General features: G+C 54.6%; 13 protein-coding genes. 1 reads left to right on the top strand and 12 read right to left on the bottom strand.

Annotation, left to right across the window (positions count from 1 at the left end):
* Window positions 1-72: 72 nt before the first annotated feature.
* Window positions 73-2,655 carry a cyanophycin synthetase gene (cphA, locus tag PROAA_RS15370; protein ID WP_186412187.1) on the top strand — a complete coding sequence of 861 codons (2,583 nt, stop codon included), beginning with the start codon at window positions 73-75 and terminating at the stop codon, window positions 2,653-2,655.
* Window positions 2,656-2,756: 101 nt separating this feature from the next.
* Here cphA and PROAA_RS15365 read toward each other — a convergent pair whose 3' ends face one another.
* The 12 genes from PROAA_RS15365 to PROAA_RS15310 all read right to left on the bottom strand — a co-directional run.
* Entirely contained in the window at window positions 2,757-3,866 is a 1,110-nt protein-coding gene (locus tag PROAA_RS15365; protein ID WP_186412186.1) for a nucleotidyltransferase domain-containing protein, read from the bottom strand.
* On the bottom strand, window positions 3,863-4,780 hold the full coding sequence (locus tag PROAA_RS15360) for an HprK-related kinase A (protein WP_186412185.1): 918 nt from the start codon (window positions 4,778-4,780) through the stop codon (window positions 3,863-3,865). Before PROAA_RS15360 ends, PROAA_RS15365 begins: the two co-directional genes overlap by 4 nt.
* On the bottom strand, window positions 4,777-5,064 hold the full coding sequence (locus PROAA_RS15355) for an HPr-rel-A system PqqD family peptide chaperone (protein WP_186412184.1): 288 nt from the start codon (window positions 5,062-5,064) through the stop codon (window positions 4,777-4,779). The genes PROAA_RS15360 and PROAA_RS15355 overlap by 4 nt, the downstream gene beginning before the upstream one ends.
* 43 nt (window positions 5,065-5,107) lie before the next feature.
* Window positions 5,108-5,803: a hypothetical protein gene (locus PROAA_RS15350; RefSeq protein WP_186412183.1), complete on the bottom strand. Its 696-nt coding sequence runs from the start codon at window positions 5,801-5,803 to the stop codon at window positions 5,108-5,110.
* A 274-nt stretch (window positions 5,804-6,077) separates the two neighbouring features.
* On the bottom strand, window positions 6,078-6,866 hold the full coding sequence (locus PROAA_RS15345; RefSeq protein WP_186412195.1) for a S1C family serine protease: 789 nt from the start codon (window positions 6,864-6,866) through the stop codon (window positions 6,078-6,080).
* A 27-nt stretch (window positions 6,867-6,893) separates the two neighbouring features.
* Complete coding sequence (locus PROAA_RS15340; protein WP_186412182.1) at window positions 6,894-7,805, bottom strand: transglycosylase SLT domain-containing protein; 912 nt, start codon at window positions 7,803-7,805, stop codon at window positions 6,894-6,896.
* 2 nt (window positions 7,806-7,807) lie between these two features.
* Window positions 7,808-8,800 carry an SDR family oxidoreductase gene (locus tag PROAA_RS15335; RefSeq protein ID WP_281182278.1) on the bottom strand — a complete coding sequence of 331 codons (993 nt, stop codon included), beginning with the start codon at window positions 8,798-8,800 and terminating at the stop codon, window positions 7,808-7,810.
* Window positions 8,801-8,856: 56 nt separating this feature from the next.
* Window positions 8,857-10,137, bottom strand: coding sequence for a nucleotide sugar dehydrogenase (locus PROAA_RS15330; protein ID WP_186412180.1), 1,281 nt, complete (start codon window positions 10,135-10,137; stop codon window positions 8,857-8,859).
* A 51-nt stretch (window positions 10,138-10,188) separates the two neighbouring features.
* Window positions 10,189-12,945: an XrtA/PEP-CTERM system TPR-repeat protein PrsT gene (gene prsT, locus PROAA_RS15325; protein ID WP_222102303.1), complete on the bottom strand. Its 2,757-nt coding sequence runs from the start codon at window positions 12,943-12,945 to the stop codon at window positions 10,189-10,191.
* Between the two features lie 59 nt (window positions 12,946-13,004).
* On the bottom strand, window positions 13,005-14,363 hold the full coding sequence (prsR, locus tag PROAA_RS15320; RefSeq protein WP_186412178.1) for a PEP-CTERM-box response regulator transcription factor: 1,359 nt from the start codon (window positions 14,361-14,363) through the stop codon (window positions 13,005-13,007).
* Window positions 14,360-16,483 carry an XrtA/PEP-CTERM system histidine kinase PrsK gene (gene prsK / locus PROAA_RS15315; protein ID WP_186412177.1) on the bottom strand — a complete coding sequence of 708 codons (2,124 nt, stop codon included), beginning with the start codon at window positions 16,481-16,483 and terminating at the stop codon, window positions 14,360-14,362. The genes prsR and prsK overlap by 4 nt, the downstream gene beginning before the upstream one ends.
* A 56-nt stretch (window positions 16,484-16,539) precedes the next feature.
* Window positions 16,540-17,584 (bottom strand): TIGR03013 family XrtA/PEP-CTERM system glycosyltransferase (locus tag PROAA_RS15310; RefSeq protein ID WP_186412176.1); only part of this gene is annotated, 1,045 nt, incomplete at its 5' end.

The raw sequence follows: 17,584 nt of genomic DNA, 5'->3' as shown, positions 1-17,584 counted from the left end.
CAGGAAGAAACATTAACCTCAGCACGGATGCCAAAAAATCCCCGGCAACCGAAAACCAAGAGGAATCCGTTTATGGAAGTATCACGCATCCGAGCCTTGCGCGGCCCCAATCTGTGGAGCCGGCATACGGCGATTGAGGCGATCATCACCTGCGCCGAAATCGAGTGTTTCATTGATCGCATTCCTGGCTTTGAAGCGCGTTTGCGCGAACGCTTCCCCGAGATTGCGTTGCTTCAGCCGACCATCAGCGATGAGGTCATCGCCATGGCGCACGCTCTTGAATTTGCCGCGCTCGGACTACAGGCACAGGCGGGCTGCCCGGTGACGTTCAGCCGCACGGCGCAAACGCTGGAGCCCGGCGTTTACCAGGTGGTTGTCGAATACAGTGAGGAAGCGGTAGGCAGGCTCGCTTTCGAGCTGGCACAGGAACTCTGCCAGGCGGCCATTGACGATCAGCCCTTTTATCTTGACGACGCCTTGCGTCGCCTGCGCGAGCTCGACGAGGACGTGCGTCTCGGGCCAAGCACCGGCTCCATCGTTTACGCCGCTGTCGCACGCGGCATTCCCTACCGCCGGCTGACTGAAGGCAGTATGGTGCAATTCGGATGGGGCAGCAAACAGCGCCGCATTCAGGCCGCCGAAACCGACCTCACCAGCGCGGTGGCTGAGTCCATCGCGCAAGACAAGGAGTTGACCAAGACCTTGCTGCACGCTGCCGGCGTTCCGGTGCCGGCCGGCCGGCCGGCACTGAGTGCCGAAGATGCCTGGGCCGCGGCCTGCGAAATCGGTTGCCCGGTTGTCGTCAAGCCACAGGATGGAAATCAGGGCAAGGGCGTAGCGGTCAATCTGTCAACGCGCGAGCAGATCGAATCGGCTTACGCCGTGGCGGCCGAGATCAGCGACGAGGTACTGATCGAGCGTTTCATTCCCGGTCACGACTACCGCGTGCTGGTCGTCGGCAACAAGCTGATCGCCGCCGCCCGGCGTGAACCGCCGCATGTGACCGGCGACGGCACGCACACCGTCCGGGAACTCGTCGAGCTGGTCAACAGTGATCCGAAACGCGGCGTTGGTCATGCGACGTCACTGACGCGGATCAGCTTTGACAACATCGCCCTAGCCCGTCTGGCAACCGAGGGCTTGACTTCTGACTCTATACCGGCCAGAGGCGCCCGTGTGGTACTGCGCGACAACGCCAATCTATCGACCGGCGGAACGGCGACCGACGTCACCGACGACGTCCACCCAGAATTTGCCGCACGCGCCGTGGCTGCCGCGCAAACCATCGGCCTCGACATTGCCGGCGTCGACATTGTTTGCAACAGCGTCCTGCGCCCGCTCGAAGAACAGGGCGGCGGTATCGTCGAACTCAATGCCGCACCCGGTCTGCGCATGCACCTGCAACCCTCGTACGGCAAGGGGCGTGCGGTCGGCGAAGCGATCATCGCCAACATGTTTGCCGATGCAGACGATGCACGTATCCCCGTGGTTGCAGTGGCCGGAACCAACGGCAAGACCACCACGGTACGCCTGATCGCCAGTATTTTCTCCAGCCTCGGCCTGCGTGTCGGCATGACCAGTACGGATGGTGTATACGTCGAAGGACGGCGCATCGACACCGGCGACTGCAGCGGCCCGAAAAGCGCCAGAAATGTCCTTCTGCATCCCGATGTCGATGCCGCCGTATTGGAGACCGCACGCGGTGGCGTGCTGCGCGAAGGCTTGGGTTTTGACTACTGTGATGTGGCGGTAGTCACCAACATCGGAAAGGGAGACCACCTGGGCCTGTCATACATCAGCACCGTGGACGAACTTGCCGTCGTAAAGCGCGTCATCGTCCGCAACGTCAGGCCTGACGTCGGCGCCGCAGTGCTCAACGCGGCCGACCCGATGGTCGCACGCATGGCCGACGCGTGCCCCGGCAAAGTGACCTTCTTCGCCCGCGATCGCAACCACCCGGTAATGGCCATGCACCGTGCTCAGGGGAAACGCGTGGTCTATTTGGACGCCGATTCGATCGTCGCCACCGAGGGCGGCTTCGAGCAGCGCATTCCGCTGGCTGAAATCCCGGTCACCGCCAATGGCGCCATCGGCTTCCAAATCGAAAACGCGATGGCTGCTGCGGGCGCGGGCTGGGCACTGGGCATCGACTGGACAATTATTCGCGCCGGCTTGGCCGACTTCGTGAACGACGCAGAAACCGCTCCCGGCCGCTTCAACCTGTTCAACTACCGTGGCGCCACACTGATCGCCGATTACGGCCACAACCCCGATGCGATCATGGCGCTCGTCGGGGCCATCGACAATATGCCTGCCACGGCGAGCACGCGACGCTCGGTAGTCATCAGCGGCGCGGGAGACCGGCGCGATGAGGACATCCGCCAGCAAACCGAAATCCTCGGCGATGCGTTCGATCAGGTCGTTCTTTACCAGGATCAGTGCCAGCGCGGACGTGCCGACGGCGAAGTGCTAGCACTACTTCAGCTAGGTCTGAGAAATGCCAAGCGCACCACCGACATTCGGGAAATTCATGGCGAGTTTCTAGCCATCGACACGGCACTCGCCGAGCTTAGATCCGGTGACCTGTGCCTGATTCTGATTGATCAGATCGAGGAAGCCCTGGGACATATTGCTAAGCGGGTTGCGGAAGGCTGAGTTACGCTGCGACGCTATGATGGCCTTGAGTTTGACAACCCATCTCCGACTCCCTATCAAAGGAGTATCGTCATATCCCGCTGAGGGCAGCGATGAAATTTCTACTCTTCTTTGGGCGTGATGGCAGTTTCCACTGGCAATTGTTTCGGCCGCAGAAAGGCCTTTCGCGCCAAATGATATGCCAATAGCGGAAACGGCATGCGAATCCAGTGTGAACGAATGTAAAGGGCAGCACGGGCCAAACCGGTCCCCGGAGTAGTGCAGCTGCCATGCGCTGGTCTCAACGCACGCAGGTAGCAAAAGTCCATTAGACGGGCAATGATCTGAGGTGGCTTGCCGATCTTGGCCGCGCGGATAACGTCCTTCGGAATCGGCGTATCAAGCATCGAGGTCGAAAATCTGATTGCATAATAAAGAGGGCGGGTCAGGCCTAATTCGGCGGCCCGTGGCACCAGCGCGCTCCAAAACCCTGGATCATCACCAAAATAGCGAAACATGCTGTCCAGATCGAAAAGATCACGCAAACCGTTTTCCAGTCCACCTTCGTGGAATAAGTGAGTTGCACTATGAAGCAACATCTCTACAGGTTTGAGGACAAAGAGATTGGTGTAGCCGGGCAATGCAACAACGGCTTCAAGAAGTGCAGGTGTGTTGACCTTGATCCGGGCTGTTTCGGGCAGAATGGTGTGGTGCACATCGATTATCGTTCCACGCCTGACATGGCGCATCGGTGGAATTTCGTGCATCCAGCGGCGGTAATAGCGCTGGTCGTATTCGTCGTGGTGTGTACCCTGCCATCCATGCAGCATTAGCTCACTCTCGACCTCAGTGAGGTGATGCTTTGACACGAGGATGTCGGTATCGGAGAAGGTGCGTCCGATTGCGGCCGGGATTCCCGCCATGGCATAAGCGGCCCCTTTCAGCAGGATTATCTTCCCTCCAACATCAGCAAGGGCCTTCTGGATGCAATCCACTTCCCAGCGAATTGCAACATCCTGCCGTTCGACCATGCGTAGCGCCGAGATCAGGTGCAATCTCGGCGAACCCGGTACAGTATCTATCTCCCCATTTTGGACCAGCAGATACGCCAGCCGTGCCAGAAGGCTGGCGCGCCTCCCCTGGCGGATCAGCAAATCCCAGTCCATCATGGACAAAGAGGATAGCGACTCCGGAGCAAGCAAGGCCGCCACAATGAGATCCCGCTGGGTCATGCGATGCGTCCGGCGAGCAAATCGTCAAATACGCGTTCGGCATCGTCCAGGCTGCTGTAGGTCAATTGAAAACATTGGCTGTGGTCGATAAGTTGGCCAACCGCATCAAAACCCCGAGAACCATGGATATGGTAATTGAACGATTGTTCGGCGATCAACATGAAGCAGCGCGCCCGACTATGGCGCACGAGCATGGGTGGTGCGCCGGCAGCATACTTCGGCAGAACGACCCAGGTCGGTCTTGCAGGCTGATTCATCCGTTTAACACTCTCCACCGGCGGGCGCATCAGGGCAATTGTGCCCTTGGTTGTGTCAGGCACCGGCTGGGTCATCACAGCGTCGGGAGCAAATTGTTTGATCACGTCAATGGATACATTCTTGAGATTGACCGGGCGACACATGCCATAAATCAGATTGCTGTCCATATCAAAAAGCGCGAGTTCGTCCGAGAGGAGGCGCCAGCCGCGATTGACCAGGCCGGCGCACAGCGTGCTTTTCCCGGATCCGGGTGGGGCGGGCAGCACAGCCGCTCGCCCATCCCTTTCGACTACTGCGGCATGGATGATCAGGTACTGGTGGCTATGTGCCGCGACGCACCAGTTGAGCCCCCACTCAAGCATGGCAAACGCCTGGGCAGCCGGCAGGGGAATGAATGAGGGGCGACCGTCAAAATAGAAGCGAACTTGCGGCTTAACCCAGCGCCTCAGTCCAGATTCAAGTGAAACCTCGACGTAAAAATCGGCGAAGGTATCGTTCGGACTGGTGTTGAAATCAGCGTACACCAAGGCGATATCATGGGCGATGGTCGCGACATCCGTACGCAATCGCGCAACAAAAGGGCCGAGATTCAGCAATAACTCGCCGCACCGAAGCCGACCGACCAGTTCAGCTTCAGTAAATTCCGAAATTTTCAATTGGGGGTGCTGTAGACGAGGCCGACACCGCGCAACTGTAGCAGAGTTGCTTCGATGACCTCAAGCGCGCGGGTCTTATCCTCGTCCTCGAATATATCGTCCAGTTTCAGGCAAAGCTGTTCGGCGGTACAGGGCGCCGACTCGACCAGTTCTAACAAAACCCCGGCCAAGGACTCAAGCAGGTGCGTATCCCCACTTGATTTTTGATAGACCACGAGCAGATCGTCGTCGTCCCACGTGTGAAACGGTGAACCACCGACGGCCACCGGAAACCACCAGCGCATTGCTTGATCCATCGGATGGATGACAAGAAGGGTGACAACTCAACTATGGGACAGCTATATAATTGGCTTCCAGATACCGCACAATTTTTTCCGAACCCCAAGGATTTCCACCGCTTTGAGGGGTAAAACTGCCACTTGCCATTTGGGATAAATCAATCTGACCCAAACATTGACCAATTTGAGTTTGTCCATTCAGAAGATAGAAGTTTAACTGTGCAACAACTATGGCCCTCCTAAATTGGTTGCCGTAGTCTCCCGCAAATAGCTTGTAGATTGGCCTGTTATTGACAATCAGACCAGCAGGTATCGTAAGGGCAGTACATTTGAAGAACTTGTTTAATGTCACTTTCGTGTAATCAAAATTTCCATCCGAATCCTGTGTACTCGTATCGTTAAGAGCCGAACACTGCTCCTTGAGCACATTCCAAGGCTTATTGTATTTGGCCCGTGTAGTGTTGTTAGCCCAATTCCCAATAGTCCAAGTCTCATCAAGCCAGGAGTTGTGACCCTCGTTAGTCCTAAGACTCGTGGTTGGATTCATATCCTCGGAACCCCAGGCTGACGGCGATTTGCAGTGCCAAGCCAGAACAGGCCGACTGACTAGGGTTAGCACCACAGGAGACACAGCAATGCCTCTCTTCAGCATGCGGCGCCGCGCTGATGCGAGGTCAGGCTTCAACGGCGTCGCATTTTCTGCTGAAAGGGTTTGGTCGCTATTTTTGTCATGCATGTCGCTCATGGTCAATCCTTTACCGAACCGTATCTGTATACCCAAGTCTCACAGTAACTTTTGACAGACAGTATGAGTATGAACTATTTCACGAACTCCAATTGAAGCGAGGGGAGTCCGAATCTGTGTTACACGACGCAATAATCATGCCTTATTCAATCAAAAAATCTCAACCAATTGTTAAATAAGCATTTTTATTATTCTATCGACTCAACTCACGGCTTCCGAGAAGTCAGAGTGTAAAATTCGTCGACAAATCAGCAAATGGCAAACATTAAAACGCTCAGCGCACATCGTTCAGCAAATCCTGTAAATGCTGTACGGGCACGGCAAAGCTGATCCCCGAAGGATGAGTCAATACGGATTCCTTGGTGCCTTTGACAAACACCATGTTGATAATGCCTATTACCTCACCCTTTTCCACCTCAAAAAGCGGACCTCCGCTGTTCCCCGGATAAGCGGTTCCGTCAAGCTGATAGACTTGAAACGAGCCACTTTTCAGGCGCTTGATGAGCTTTGCGTTCAATTGACTTGCTGTTGCGCCGGGTATTGCAATTTGGGTAATGGCCGAAATGATGCCACGATGGGTTACCGGCGAGAGGCCAAGCACGCTCCCTATGGGAAAGCCGGTAAACGCAACGCTTTGCCCTTCCCGCACATGATCTCCGGACTGTAGTGTCATCGCCGGCAAAGGCGTGCCTTCGATGCGAAGCAGGGCCAGATCGTGGGATGCGTCAGTCACGGCAAGTTTTGCTACACGCTGTTGTGGCCCGTGGCGGCTCGCGGGCACAAGAACCATTAGGGTTTCGCCAGTGGCCGAATCCAGCTTGTCGGGCACGACATGGGCATTCGTTGCCGCCAGGGTACCGTTGCCAACAACAAAACCGGTTCCCCTCATCATGAATGCCGGACTGCGGGTTCTAACGTAAGTGCCGATCACCACAATTGATGGCTTCACCTGCTCAATCAAATCGGGTAGAGCCGCAGATGCAAGCCCGGAAAATAACAGTAGCCCGAAAGATACAAACAGGAATGGGAGCCTAAGGAATTGCTTGGGGATTACCAATTGCATCAAACACACCCTACTTCTCTAAAAACTCTATGGCGTCTTGGAAACCTTGATTCGTGACAGTTCAGGGGACGGAGTAACGACCCCAGGATCGTAGGGGTGCTCACTCCTCTTGAAAACGCTCATGATCCGCTTTACGTAATCACGGGTTTCGGCATAGGGAGGAATTCCCCCAAAACGATTTACCGCCCCTTCTCCAGCATTGTACGCTGCGGCCACCAGGGCGACATTGCCCTCAAAGTAGGCCAACAGCCAGCGGAGGTAAGACATGCCACCACGAATATTCTGTTCGGGATCAAATGGTTTCTTGACGTTGAAACGCACCGACGTTTCCGGGATAAGCTGCATCAAACCCTGCGCATTCTTCGGTGAAACGGCTGAGGGCTCAAAATTCGATTCGGCCTTTATCACGGCCATGACCAATCGCGGGCTGACGCCATATTCCGGAGCCAGTTTGCGTACCAGACCAAATACTCTCTGCCGCTCAGGATCGCTCGTCCGAAGGAAATCCTGAAAATCGGTGTCTGCTTCTGAATAACGCATGCATTCGGGCAATGGAGCAACTGTCTCACCCACGAAACGAAGCATTTTCTTTGCCTGCTCGTGCCCTTTTTCAGCGGCCAGTTTGAAGAAGAAAGCAGCCATTTCGTCACTTCGGGACACTCCCCGCCCATTGGCATACATCCAGCCCAGACTGAACTGGGCCTCCGCGTCCCCATATCGCGCGCCTTCACAGTAAAGACTGGCTGCACGAACGGGATCCTTGGGTACTCCCTCGCCATGCTCGTACGAACGGGCTTCGTTCCTCAGCTTGACAAATTCATCGGTGGTGGCGCTATCTGAAGCAGCATGAGCCAGGAGCGGCGCAGAGAAAGCAACTGCAACAAGCAGGTTCCTGAATGAAAGAGTAGTACTCAGATGTTCTCGGAAGGTGGCAAGCATAATCAGACTCCGCAATACGCCGATTCCGTAAACTGAGATACATACCAAGGCATGGCGACACGAATACCTTCGTCCAGCCGGTGCGTCGGCGCGTAACCAAGCAAGCGTCTCGCTTTCGCTATATCCGCCTGGGAATGACGTACATCCCCAGGGCGAAATTCTCTATAAACGGGTTTCAGCTCCCCAAGCTCAGGTCTGGTCTCGGCAAGCACTGCACGCAGCATTTCAAACAGGCGATTCAGCGACGTGCGATCATCCAGAGCAACGTTATAGACTTGATTCACCGCCTCCGGGTTCTCCGTCGTTGCGGCCAGAAGATTGGCTTGAACCGCATTGGCCACAAAGCAAAAATCGCGACTCGTATCACCGTCACCGTTGATTTTCACTTCTTCACCCAGCAGCATGGCTCGCGTCCAACGCGGAATAACCGCAGCGTAAGCACCTTCTGGATCCTGTCGGGTCCCAAATACATTGAAATAGCGTAGCCCGATCGATGAAAAGCCGTAGCAACGTCCGAACACTTCAGCATAGAGCTCGTTGACCAGCTTGGTCACGGCATACGGAGACAATGGCCGACCAATGGTTTCTTCCACCTTAGGCAAGTCAGGATAATCTCCGTAGGTTGAACTTGAAGCGGCGTAGACAAACCGCCTGACCTTTGCGTCGCGCGCCGCCACCAGCATGTTCAGGAAGCCATCAATATTTGCCGCATTGGTCGCCAATGGATCTGCGAGTGAGCGGGGAACAGAACCCAGCGCCGCTTGATGCAGGACAAAATCGACTCCCTTGCATGCCTGTCGGCAAGCTTCAGGATTGCGAATATCCGCTTCCATGAATCGGAATTTCTGCCACTGTCCGGAAGAAACCAGTGCCTTGACCTCATCAAGGTTACGGTGATGTCCGGTCGCGAAATTATCCAGTCCAACAACCGTCTGATCAAGTTTGAGTAAGGTTTCAACCAGATGAGATCCGATAAACCCGGCGCATCCGGTCACCAGCCAGCGCGCTGGTTGTGCCTGCAGGCGCTGACTAATCAGATTGATGGCTGAACTCACAGACGCCACACTGTCACTCCACGAGAAACCAGTTGTGCCTCGTCAAACGTGCTCTTCACATCGGTGAGCACACCGGCTTTCTGCAACTTGTCGACGTAATCAGACAGTGGCCGACTCTTGAACTCTTTGTGAGCGACGGCAGCTACGATGGCAGCAGACGCTGGCAGATTCTCCCATGCAATCAAATCCACCCCGTACTCATGCCTTGCTTCATCGGCATCGGCCACCGGGTCATGAACAATGACATTAGCACCGTAGGACTGAAGTTCGCGGATCACGTCAATTACGCGAGAATTGCGCAGGTCAGGACAGTCCTCCTTGAAAGTCAGGCCAAGAACGATGATCGGCGCATCTTTGACCTGCCATCCGTTACGAACCAGATTCTTTACCGTCTGTTCCGCGATAAACTTACCCATGCCGTCATTGATGCGCCGACCGGCCAGAATAACTTCTGGATGGTAGCCAAGCATCTCAGCCTTGTGCGTCAGATAGTAGGGGTCGACACCAATACAGTGCCCGCCGACAAGGCCCGGATGGAAAGGCAGGAAATTCCACTTGCTGCCGGCCGCTTGCAGAACTTCCTGGGTATCAATACCGATACGATCGAAGATGATTGCCAACTCGTTCATCAGTGCAATGTTGAGGTCGCGTTGAGTGTTCTCGATGACCTTGGCGGCCTCAGCCACCTTGATGCTGGAGGCCGGGTAGACACCAGCGGTTATAACGCTGGCGTACATTTGGCTAACACGCTCAAGTGTCTCCGGAGTATCTCCTGACACCACTTTGACGATCTTCGTCAAAGTACGCTCCTTGTCACCGGGGTTAATGCGCTCGGGCGAATAGCCGACGAAAAAATCCAGCTTCCACTTCATCCCGGAATACTTCTCGATGATCGGAATGCAGATTTCTTCGGTTGCGCCAGGATAAACTGTTGATTCAAAAACTACAGTTGCACCACGCTTCAGATTTTTCCCCACAGATTCCGACGAGCCGATCAACGGCCTGAAATCAGGTTGATGGGCCTCATCAACCGGTGTCGGAACGGCGACAATGATGAAGTCGGCTTCCTTTAGAACGACCGGATCAGAGCTTAATTCCAGAAAAGACGCAGACTTCAGATCCTCCCCGCTGACTTCACCCGTCGGATCAACGTGTTTTTTATAACTCGCAATTTTGTTCGCCGATAAATCAAAACCCACAGTTCGGCTTTTTTTGCCGAATTCTACAGCCAGCGGCAAACCGACATAACCCAACCCAACGACAGCAACGATAGTCATGACTTCCTCAACCCTTGTAAAAATTCAAGATAAATACAGAGCGCACAATCGTCACAGCCCCTGCAACAATTTGGCTACTTCGGCCTGTGCTGGAAATTTGTCGCCTAATTTGGCCAGTTCATCCAGTTCTCTTTTCGCCTCGTCTTTCTTCCCGGCCTTGACCAGTGCTTTCGCAAAGTTGAAACGAATCAAGGCGCTCTGCGGAGCAAGGCTGACGGCTTTCTGCAGTAACTCAAGACCGCGTGCAGTATCACCTTTGTCAACCAGCAGAACCCCGAGGGTGTCCATCAAAGCAGGCTGATCAGGCGCCAATTTATTCGCCTTTTCAGCAAACTCAATGGCTTTTGGATCCTTGTTCTGTGCCAAGGCCCAAGCCAGATTGTTCAGTGTCGCAGGATTATTCGGCTGGGCATCAACCAAAACTCGATAGTGCTTGCTTGCTGTTGCGTAATCCTTGCGTGCTGTCGCGGCTTCGGCCAGATAAAGTCGGAACTGCAAATCTTTTGCGTGTTCCTTTATCCAACTGTCGGCAAACCTGTCAGCTTCGCCAGACCCACCGCCCGCGACCAAAACGGCATGCAACTTGACCGCCAGCGCGGTTTCACTATTTTGCTTCAAACCATTACGGTAAGCGGTCGCTGCCTCATTCCATGATTTTTTCAACGCATGAGCATCACCTTCAAGCATATAACCCACAGCTTCTTTCGGGCGCTGTTTCTGTATCTGCCGGGCCATGGCAAGGGCCTCGGCCGTGCGCCCGGCGTCAAGATCCAGCATCATGATTCCGCGCTGCGCTTCGACAGAATCCGACTTAACGGAAAGCGCCTTGCGTAAATCCTGCATGGCGGCCTCTTTGTTCTTGGCCGCCACCTGAATCTCGGCCATGCGCAGATAGGGCTGTGGTGAATTGGGCGCCAACGTAGCCAGCTTGCCATAAGTCGCCAGCGCCTGATTGAATTCCCCTGCCGCCTGCTGGGCACGACCCGCCGCGTCGAGAACTTGTGGGTGGTTTGGCAATACAGCAAGTGCATCCTGAGCCGCTACGAGCGCCTTCTTGGTCTCCTTGGCGCCCATATAAATCCCGATCAGCGCAATTCGCGGGGCGGCTTCCGAAGGATTCGCAACAATCGCCTTGTCGATCAGGCCAGCCACTTCATCAAGCTTTCCTCCCGTCTTGGCTCGCAGCTCCGCCAAGGCAAGCAAGGCCTGTACGTTCTTTGGATCCTTGGCCAACACTCCTTCAAAGCGTTTCTTTGCATCCTCAGGCTTTTTGTCAGCCATATCGAGATTGGCCAGAATGGCTGCTGCTGGAAAATAAGCCGGGTTCATCACCAAGGCTTGCTCAAAGCTCTTACTTGCAGCAGGCTTGTCTGCTTTTCCAAGTAGTGCGATGCCGCGCAGATACGGCGCCAAAGGATTCTCCGGCTGCTTCTTCTCAAGGCCAGCAATAGACTTCAGAGCCTGATCGAATTTGCGGCTCCTGAGCTGCGACGCAATCAAAGCCATATCCGCTTTGATACCGGTATCGACGGACGCGATCTCTTCCAGTTCGCGATACGCGGTACTGGTTTCCCCCTCTACCAGTTGCGAAAGCGCAACCGCAGTACGTTTGCCAATATTCGTGGGATCCAGAGCTGCAGCTTTTGAAAAGTAATCTCCTGCCTTTTCAGCATCACCGTTCTGCATGTACACCTCTCCGGCCAGTGCCAGCATGTTCGAATCCTTCTCGATTTTGTCCAGAACGGGTTGCAGGGTGGCGAGCGCCTTGGCCGGCTGTCCACTCCGCAAATAGCTGGCAATCAGGATGCGGCGTGCCAAACCCAGCTCCGGAGTCTTTGACAATACTTTCGTCAGGTAGGTCTCGGCCATCGAATACGATTTCAATTCGTACTCTATGGCCCCGGCCAATTGCAGCCCAAGCGTACTGTCGGGGATCGCGCCAAGATATTTCTGAACAGATTCCTGAGCTGCCTTGAAGTTCTTCTGCCGATACGAAAGCTGGGCCTGCAAAAGAATGGTCTGCGGATGTTGTGGAGCAACTTTTTTCATTGCCTCAAGTTGCTTGCCAGCTTCGTCCAGACTGCCGTCCTGTAAGAAACGGGTGACCAGTGAAGAATGCGCCGGCAGGTAATCAGCCTTGCCTTCCAGCGCCTTGCGATAGGCTTCCGTTGCCCCCTTGGCGTCGCCCTGTGCATACAGGATATCCCCCTTGAGCTGCCACGCATCGTAAAGCTTGGGAGACTTTTCGAGAGCAGATTCCAGCAAAGCTAGAGCCCCTGGCAGATCCCGCTTCACCGCCTTGATTCGTGCCTGCCCGACGAGCGCAGGGCCATAACCTGGAACAGCGGTCAGGGCTTCATCAAAGGCGGTCTGGCTGGCATCGATATTCCCCATCATCAAGTAGGCCTGACCTGTAGTAACCAACAGATCGGCCTTGCTTTCCGGTGACGTCAACTGAACCTTGGCTAGATCCTCGGTAACCTTCTTGGGTTGCCCCAGCATAAGTTGAGTGCGCGCCAGTAAAGGCACCACCTGATCAGCCGAGTAGTTAAGATCTTTTGCCTTGCGCAACTCTATTTCCGCAGACGTCGATTCTCCGCCATCAAGCAGAGTCTTGCCCAGTAAGAACCGTGCCTCACCCAGATCCGGGTTTTTTTGTAGGGCATTCTTCAACTGAATCGCCGCTGCCTTGTTGTCGTTATTTGCCATATAGTTCCTGGCTGAGGCCAGCATGGACTCAGGTGTTTCACCTCCACATCCGGCCAAAATCATGGCAACCAGCAGCGTTGATGCAGCAGCCTTATTCACATATTTCCGAATTGTCATATATGCCCCATTAAAACGGTAAATGTTAATCAATTCCGAACTTACTTCATTCCAAACCGATGCATCAAATCGTAAAGCGTCGGCCTGCTGACACCCAGCATTTCGGCTGCTTTATGCACATTCCCATCAGCACGCCCCAAGGCAGTTATGACGACACGTTTCTCAGCATCCTCGCGTGCTTGACGGATATCCAGCCTCGCCTCGCTCTCATTCTGCACCTCCTCAAGACCAATGTCGTCCACAGTAATCTGATTTCCATCCGCCATGATGACCGCACGCTTAATACAGTTTTCAAGCTCTCGAACATTGCCTGGCCAAGAATACGTCTCAATGATTCGCAAAGCGTCCTCACGCAAGGTCATGGCACCGCGATTCTGCTCTTCAGCAAACCGGCGTACAAAAGCGTGTGCCAGCAACGCCGCATCGCCCTGGCGTGCGCGCAAAGGTGGAATGAGTACGATGATTTCTGCCAGACGGTAATAGAGGTCTTCACGAAACCGGCCTTCCTTTATCAATGCTTTCAGGTCCTGGTGCGTTGCGCACACAATACGGACGTCAACCGGAATCTCCTGTCGCCCACCAATGCGTTCAACAACCCGTTCCTGCAGGAATCGTAACAGTTTCGCCTGCAGCGAATGTGGCAAATCGCCTATTTCATCGAGCATCAAGGTGCCGCGGTTTGCCGTCTCAATCTTGCCTGGTGTCGTTTTGGCGGCACCAGTAAAAGCACCTTTCTCGTAGCCGAACAGCTCGCTTTCCAGCAGATTCTCCGGGATCGCGGCACAGTTAATGGCAACGAAGCGCTCTCCCCGCCTCGCGGATGCAGCATGAACCCCGCGTGCAATCAATTCCTTGCCCGTTCCGCTCTCGCCCAACACCAGCACGGTTGCGTCGCTAATCGCAACCTTTTCAACCGTACGACATACCTTCAAGACCTCGGGGTCCCGGGAAATCAGTCCCGACAAGACATCCGGCTGCTGCATAAGCTGCAAGCGGTTGTTCTCTTGCTGGAGTTCATAGAGACGGTAGGCGCGTTCTATCGTCAATCCCAACAGATCGATCTCAAACGGCTTTGCAAAAAAATCATAGGCACCCAAGCCGATAGCACGCAGCGCGTTGGCCCGGTCATTCTGGCCGGTCAGGACAATAACCTTGGTCTCGGGAGCGATCGACAAAATTTGCTCGAGTAACTTGAAGCCCTCGGAAACAGAATCGGCATCGGGTGGCAGGCCGAGATCCATTGTGACGACCGGCGGCATAAAACGCTGCACCTGGACAAGCGCACTCTCGCGATCATCTGCCGTGAGTGTCTCATATTGATCGAAAGCCCAGCGAATCTGCTTTTGTAGGGAAGGGTCATCCTCCACGATTAACAGGTGATTCAATCTCTCCGAACTCATTTGGATTCCTCATGCATCCGTTCTGAATCCAAATCAGCTCCCATTTCGACACCAGCATCAAACAAGGGCAATAGCAAACTCACCTGAGTCCCGACGTTGATTGCACTATCCACGGAAATCTTGCCACCCAATTCGTGCACGTACTGGAAGCTCTCATATGCGCCAATGCCCATACCCGCCGGCTTGGTCGTTTGGAAGGGCTTGAACAAGCGTTCGCGCAAGAATTCCGGCGACATGCCGCTGCCTGTATCACCGACCTCGACCATGGCATGATCTCCCTGGCGCTCCAGTCTGACCCAAACCCGTCCACCATTTTCGGTAGCGTCCAGCGCATTCTGCACAATGTGTCCGATCACTCGCTCGACTCTATCTTCGTGCCCCTTGGCAACTACCTTATCAATCAGATCGATCTCCAGATGGCGACCCTGCCCTGCCTTGGCCGCCTGGATACGTCGGATGACACCACCAAGGTCAATACCGCGTGGACTGTCAATCGGTGTCGCGCCTTCGCGTAACTGCATCATCAATTGCCGCATACGTTCGACCGAATGCTCTACAGTCGCAAGCATATCCTGTTGGAATTCAGGATTATCCCGATGGCGTTCAGCATTCTTCAGCATAAGCGACAATTGAGCAATAATGTTCTTCAAGTCGTGTACAACAAAAGCGGACATTCGGTTGAAGGCGTCAAATTTACGCGACTCCAACAATGCCTCAGTCGCCTGCATCTGCCCCAGAAATGCCCCGGCTTGCCGGCCAGCCGTCTTCAGAAGATCGTTCACCTCCCAGTTGACGTCGATCTTCGTACGTGCCGTTGATAGAACGACGAAGCCGGTCATTTCGCTGCCCGTCGCCAGAGGAACTACCAACCAGGCATTTGGCACTTCGACCAGCCAGACAGGAAGATCAAGATGGTCGTAGCGACGTGGCAGAGAACGGTACTCCTCAAGATTGATTACCCAGCCACTGTCAAGCAAAAACTGACATAACTTGCTATCGGCATCTTCAGTCGCAGACGACGCGGGCATGTGCCAACAGGCTGCCTGCGCAAAAAACCGCTCTGTCGGATCTTTCAACCAGAGCGCACCGGCCGGGCTCTCGACCATATCGGCCAAGCCTTTGACCACATGCCTCCCCATTTCTGCAAAACCGTCCTGAGATGACAGGGTATTGGTAAACCGAAGCCATTCTTCCCTATAATCGTAGCGATAACTGAAAAAATGCTTGCCGACCATAACGCGGAACCTGGCCCGCATTGACCCCGACAAGCTCAACATGCCCAGCAGCAGCAGCGCCGCAAACAACAGGGCTAACTGGAAGGCACGCCCCCAATCGCCGCCAAAATAGCGCACGTAATAACCGGCTAAGGATACAAACAGAAGGTACACACCAACCGCAAGCAAAGTCGCTGATTGCAGCGCGGCACGTTGGGATAATACGATTCTGGTTTTCCAGTCTTTGCTGCGAACAGCCGATACGACTACCAGCGGCACCACCAAGGCGTGCACGAAGCCGCGGATATTGAATGCATCCGCATCGACCCTACTGAACAACAATGCGTCCGAGAACAAATACAAATCAAACAGGGCAGCACCGCCCAGGCCAATACACAATGGTTTGATGCCCCAACGCCAATCAGGTGACACGTTGCGAAACAGCTGTTCAATGAGCACCAGTGCAAACACTGCCATCGCCAGCGAGTCGAATATGACTAGCCTCATGGGCGGGAAGAAGTCATTCATGCCCAGCAGGACCATGACTTGTGCTGCAAGACCAATCAGAAGCAACGCAAGCGCCACTCCAACCAGCCAGCGAATGCGGTTCGGCAAGCGGTCTTCGCGAGAAGAATCCGGAACGAGTAGCACCAGCAGGAAGAAATACCATCCGCCATAGCGGAAGAGGTCGGCAAGCATGCCGCCCGCCAGGAATACCGTTTGCCCCGTTAAGGCATAGGCAAGACCAGCCATCCCCCAGAGCGCACAAAACACCGCAGCACTAAACAAGGCGCGGTTGCGCAAGCCGGCACGCCAGCCTGAAGCCAGATAAATGGCAAATGCGGCGTAGACGAAGCCTGCAAGTCCGTAGCTCCAGACTGTAATTGCTTCTCCACTGGCATCCAACCGACAAACCTCCTCAGATTGCGTTCCGGAATACGACTCACCCGCGGACAGTGACGCTACTGAGCGCCCTTACCGGTAAGCACCACAACTACCGTTTCGCACAAGATCACGATATCCAGAAAAAGAGTGTGGTTCTTTACATAGTAAAGATCATACTGGAGCTTCTGGATAGAATCATCAACAGAGGCCCCGTAGGGGTAACTTACTTGCGCCCAGCCGGTTACTCCAGGCTTGACACTGTGACGAACCGCGTAGAACGGAATTTCACGAGTCAGCTGATCGACAAAGTACGGACGCTCCGGACGCGGACCGACCAGACTCATATCACCGGTCAGTACGCTGTAAAGCTGCGGCAACTCATCAATACGCAACTTGCGGACAATACGTCCAATTCGGGTCGTCCGATCATCATTCGCCGTCGCCCAGCGTGGCTTACCGTCGCTTTCAGCATCCTTTCGCATGCTGCGGAACTTGATGACATTAAACAGGCGGCCATTCAAACCCACGCGTTCCTGTCGATAGAATACCGGGAAACCGTCCTCCAGCACGATCAACAGTGCTGTGACGAGCATCACGGGCAATGCGAGCAGGAGCAGAATCGAAGCAGCGACGATATCAAACAGACGCTTGACAAACGTGCGCTGCCACCCCTGCCGAAAACCCTCGCCAAATATTAGCCAGCCAATTCGCAGGGAATCGAGTCGTATCTGGCCGAGTGCCCGCTCAAAATAGCTGGCTAGATCAAGCACATTAACACCTGACAGCTTGCAGTCGAGGAGTTCTCGCAAAGGCAGAATACCACCACGTCTCTCGCGTACAGCGATGATGATCTCGTGAACGTTCAAGGCGTACGCCGTGTCCGACAGTGATTGGGCCCGTGGCAACACAAGCTGACCCGGAATGCATATTTCCGTGTCGGTTGGGCTCGGATAGTAACCAACGATCTGTATATCTGGATCGGACCGTTTCAGTACCTTGCTTACGGATTCAGCCACTGGGCCGGCACCAAAGATCAGCACACGATGCTCCATCATCGTGCCTGTTCTTCTATGCATTGTATATACGCGATGGGCAAGCGTCCCGAACAAGGCAGCCAAACCC

This window comes from Candidatus Propionivibrio aalborgensis (assembly GCF_900089945.1).
Classification (GTDB): Bacteria; Pseudomonadota; Gammaproteobacteria; order Burkholderiales; family Rhodocyclaceae; genus Propionivibrio; species Propionivibrio aalborgensis.
The sequence above is the reverse complement of the archived record's forward strand: the minus strand, read 5'-3'. Positions and strand labels throughout refer to the sequence as shown.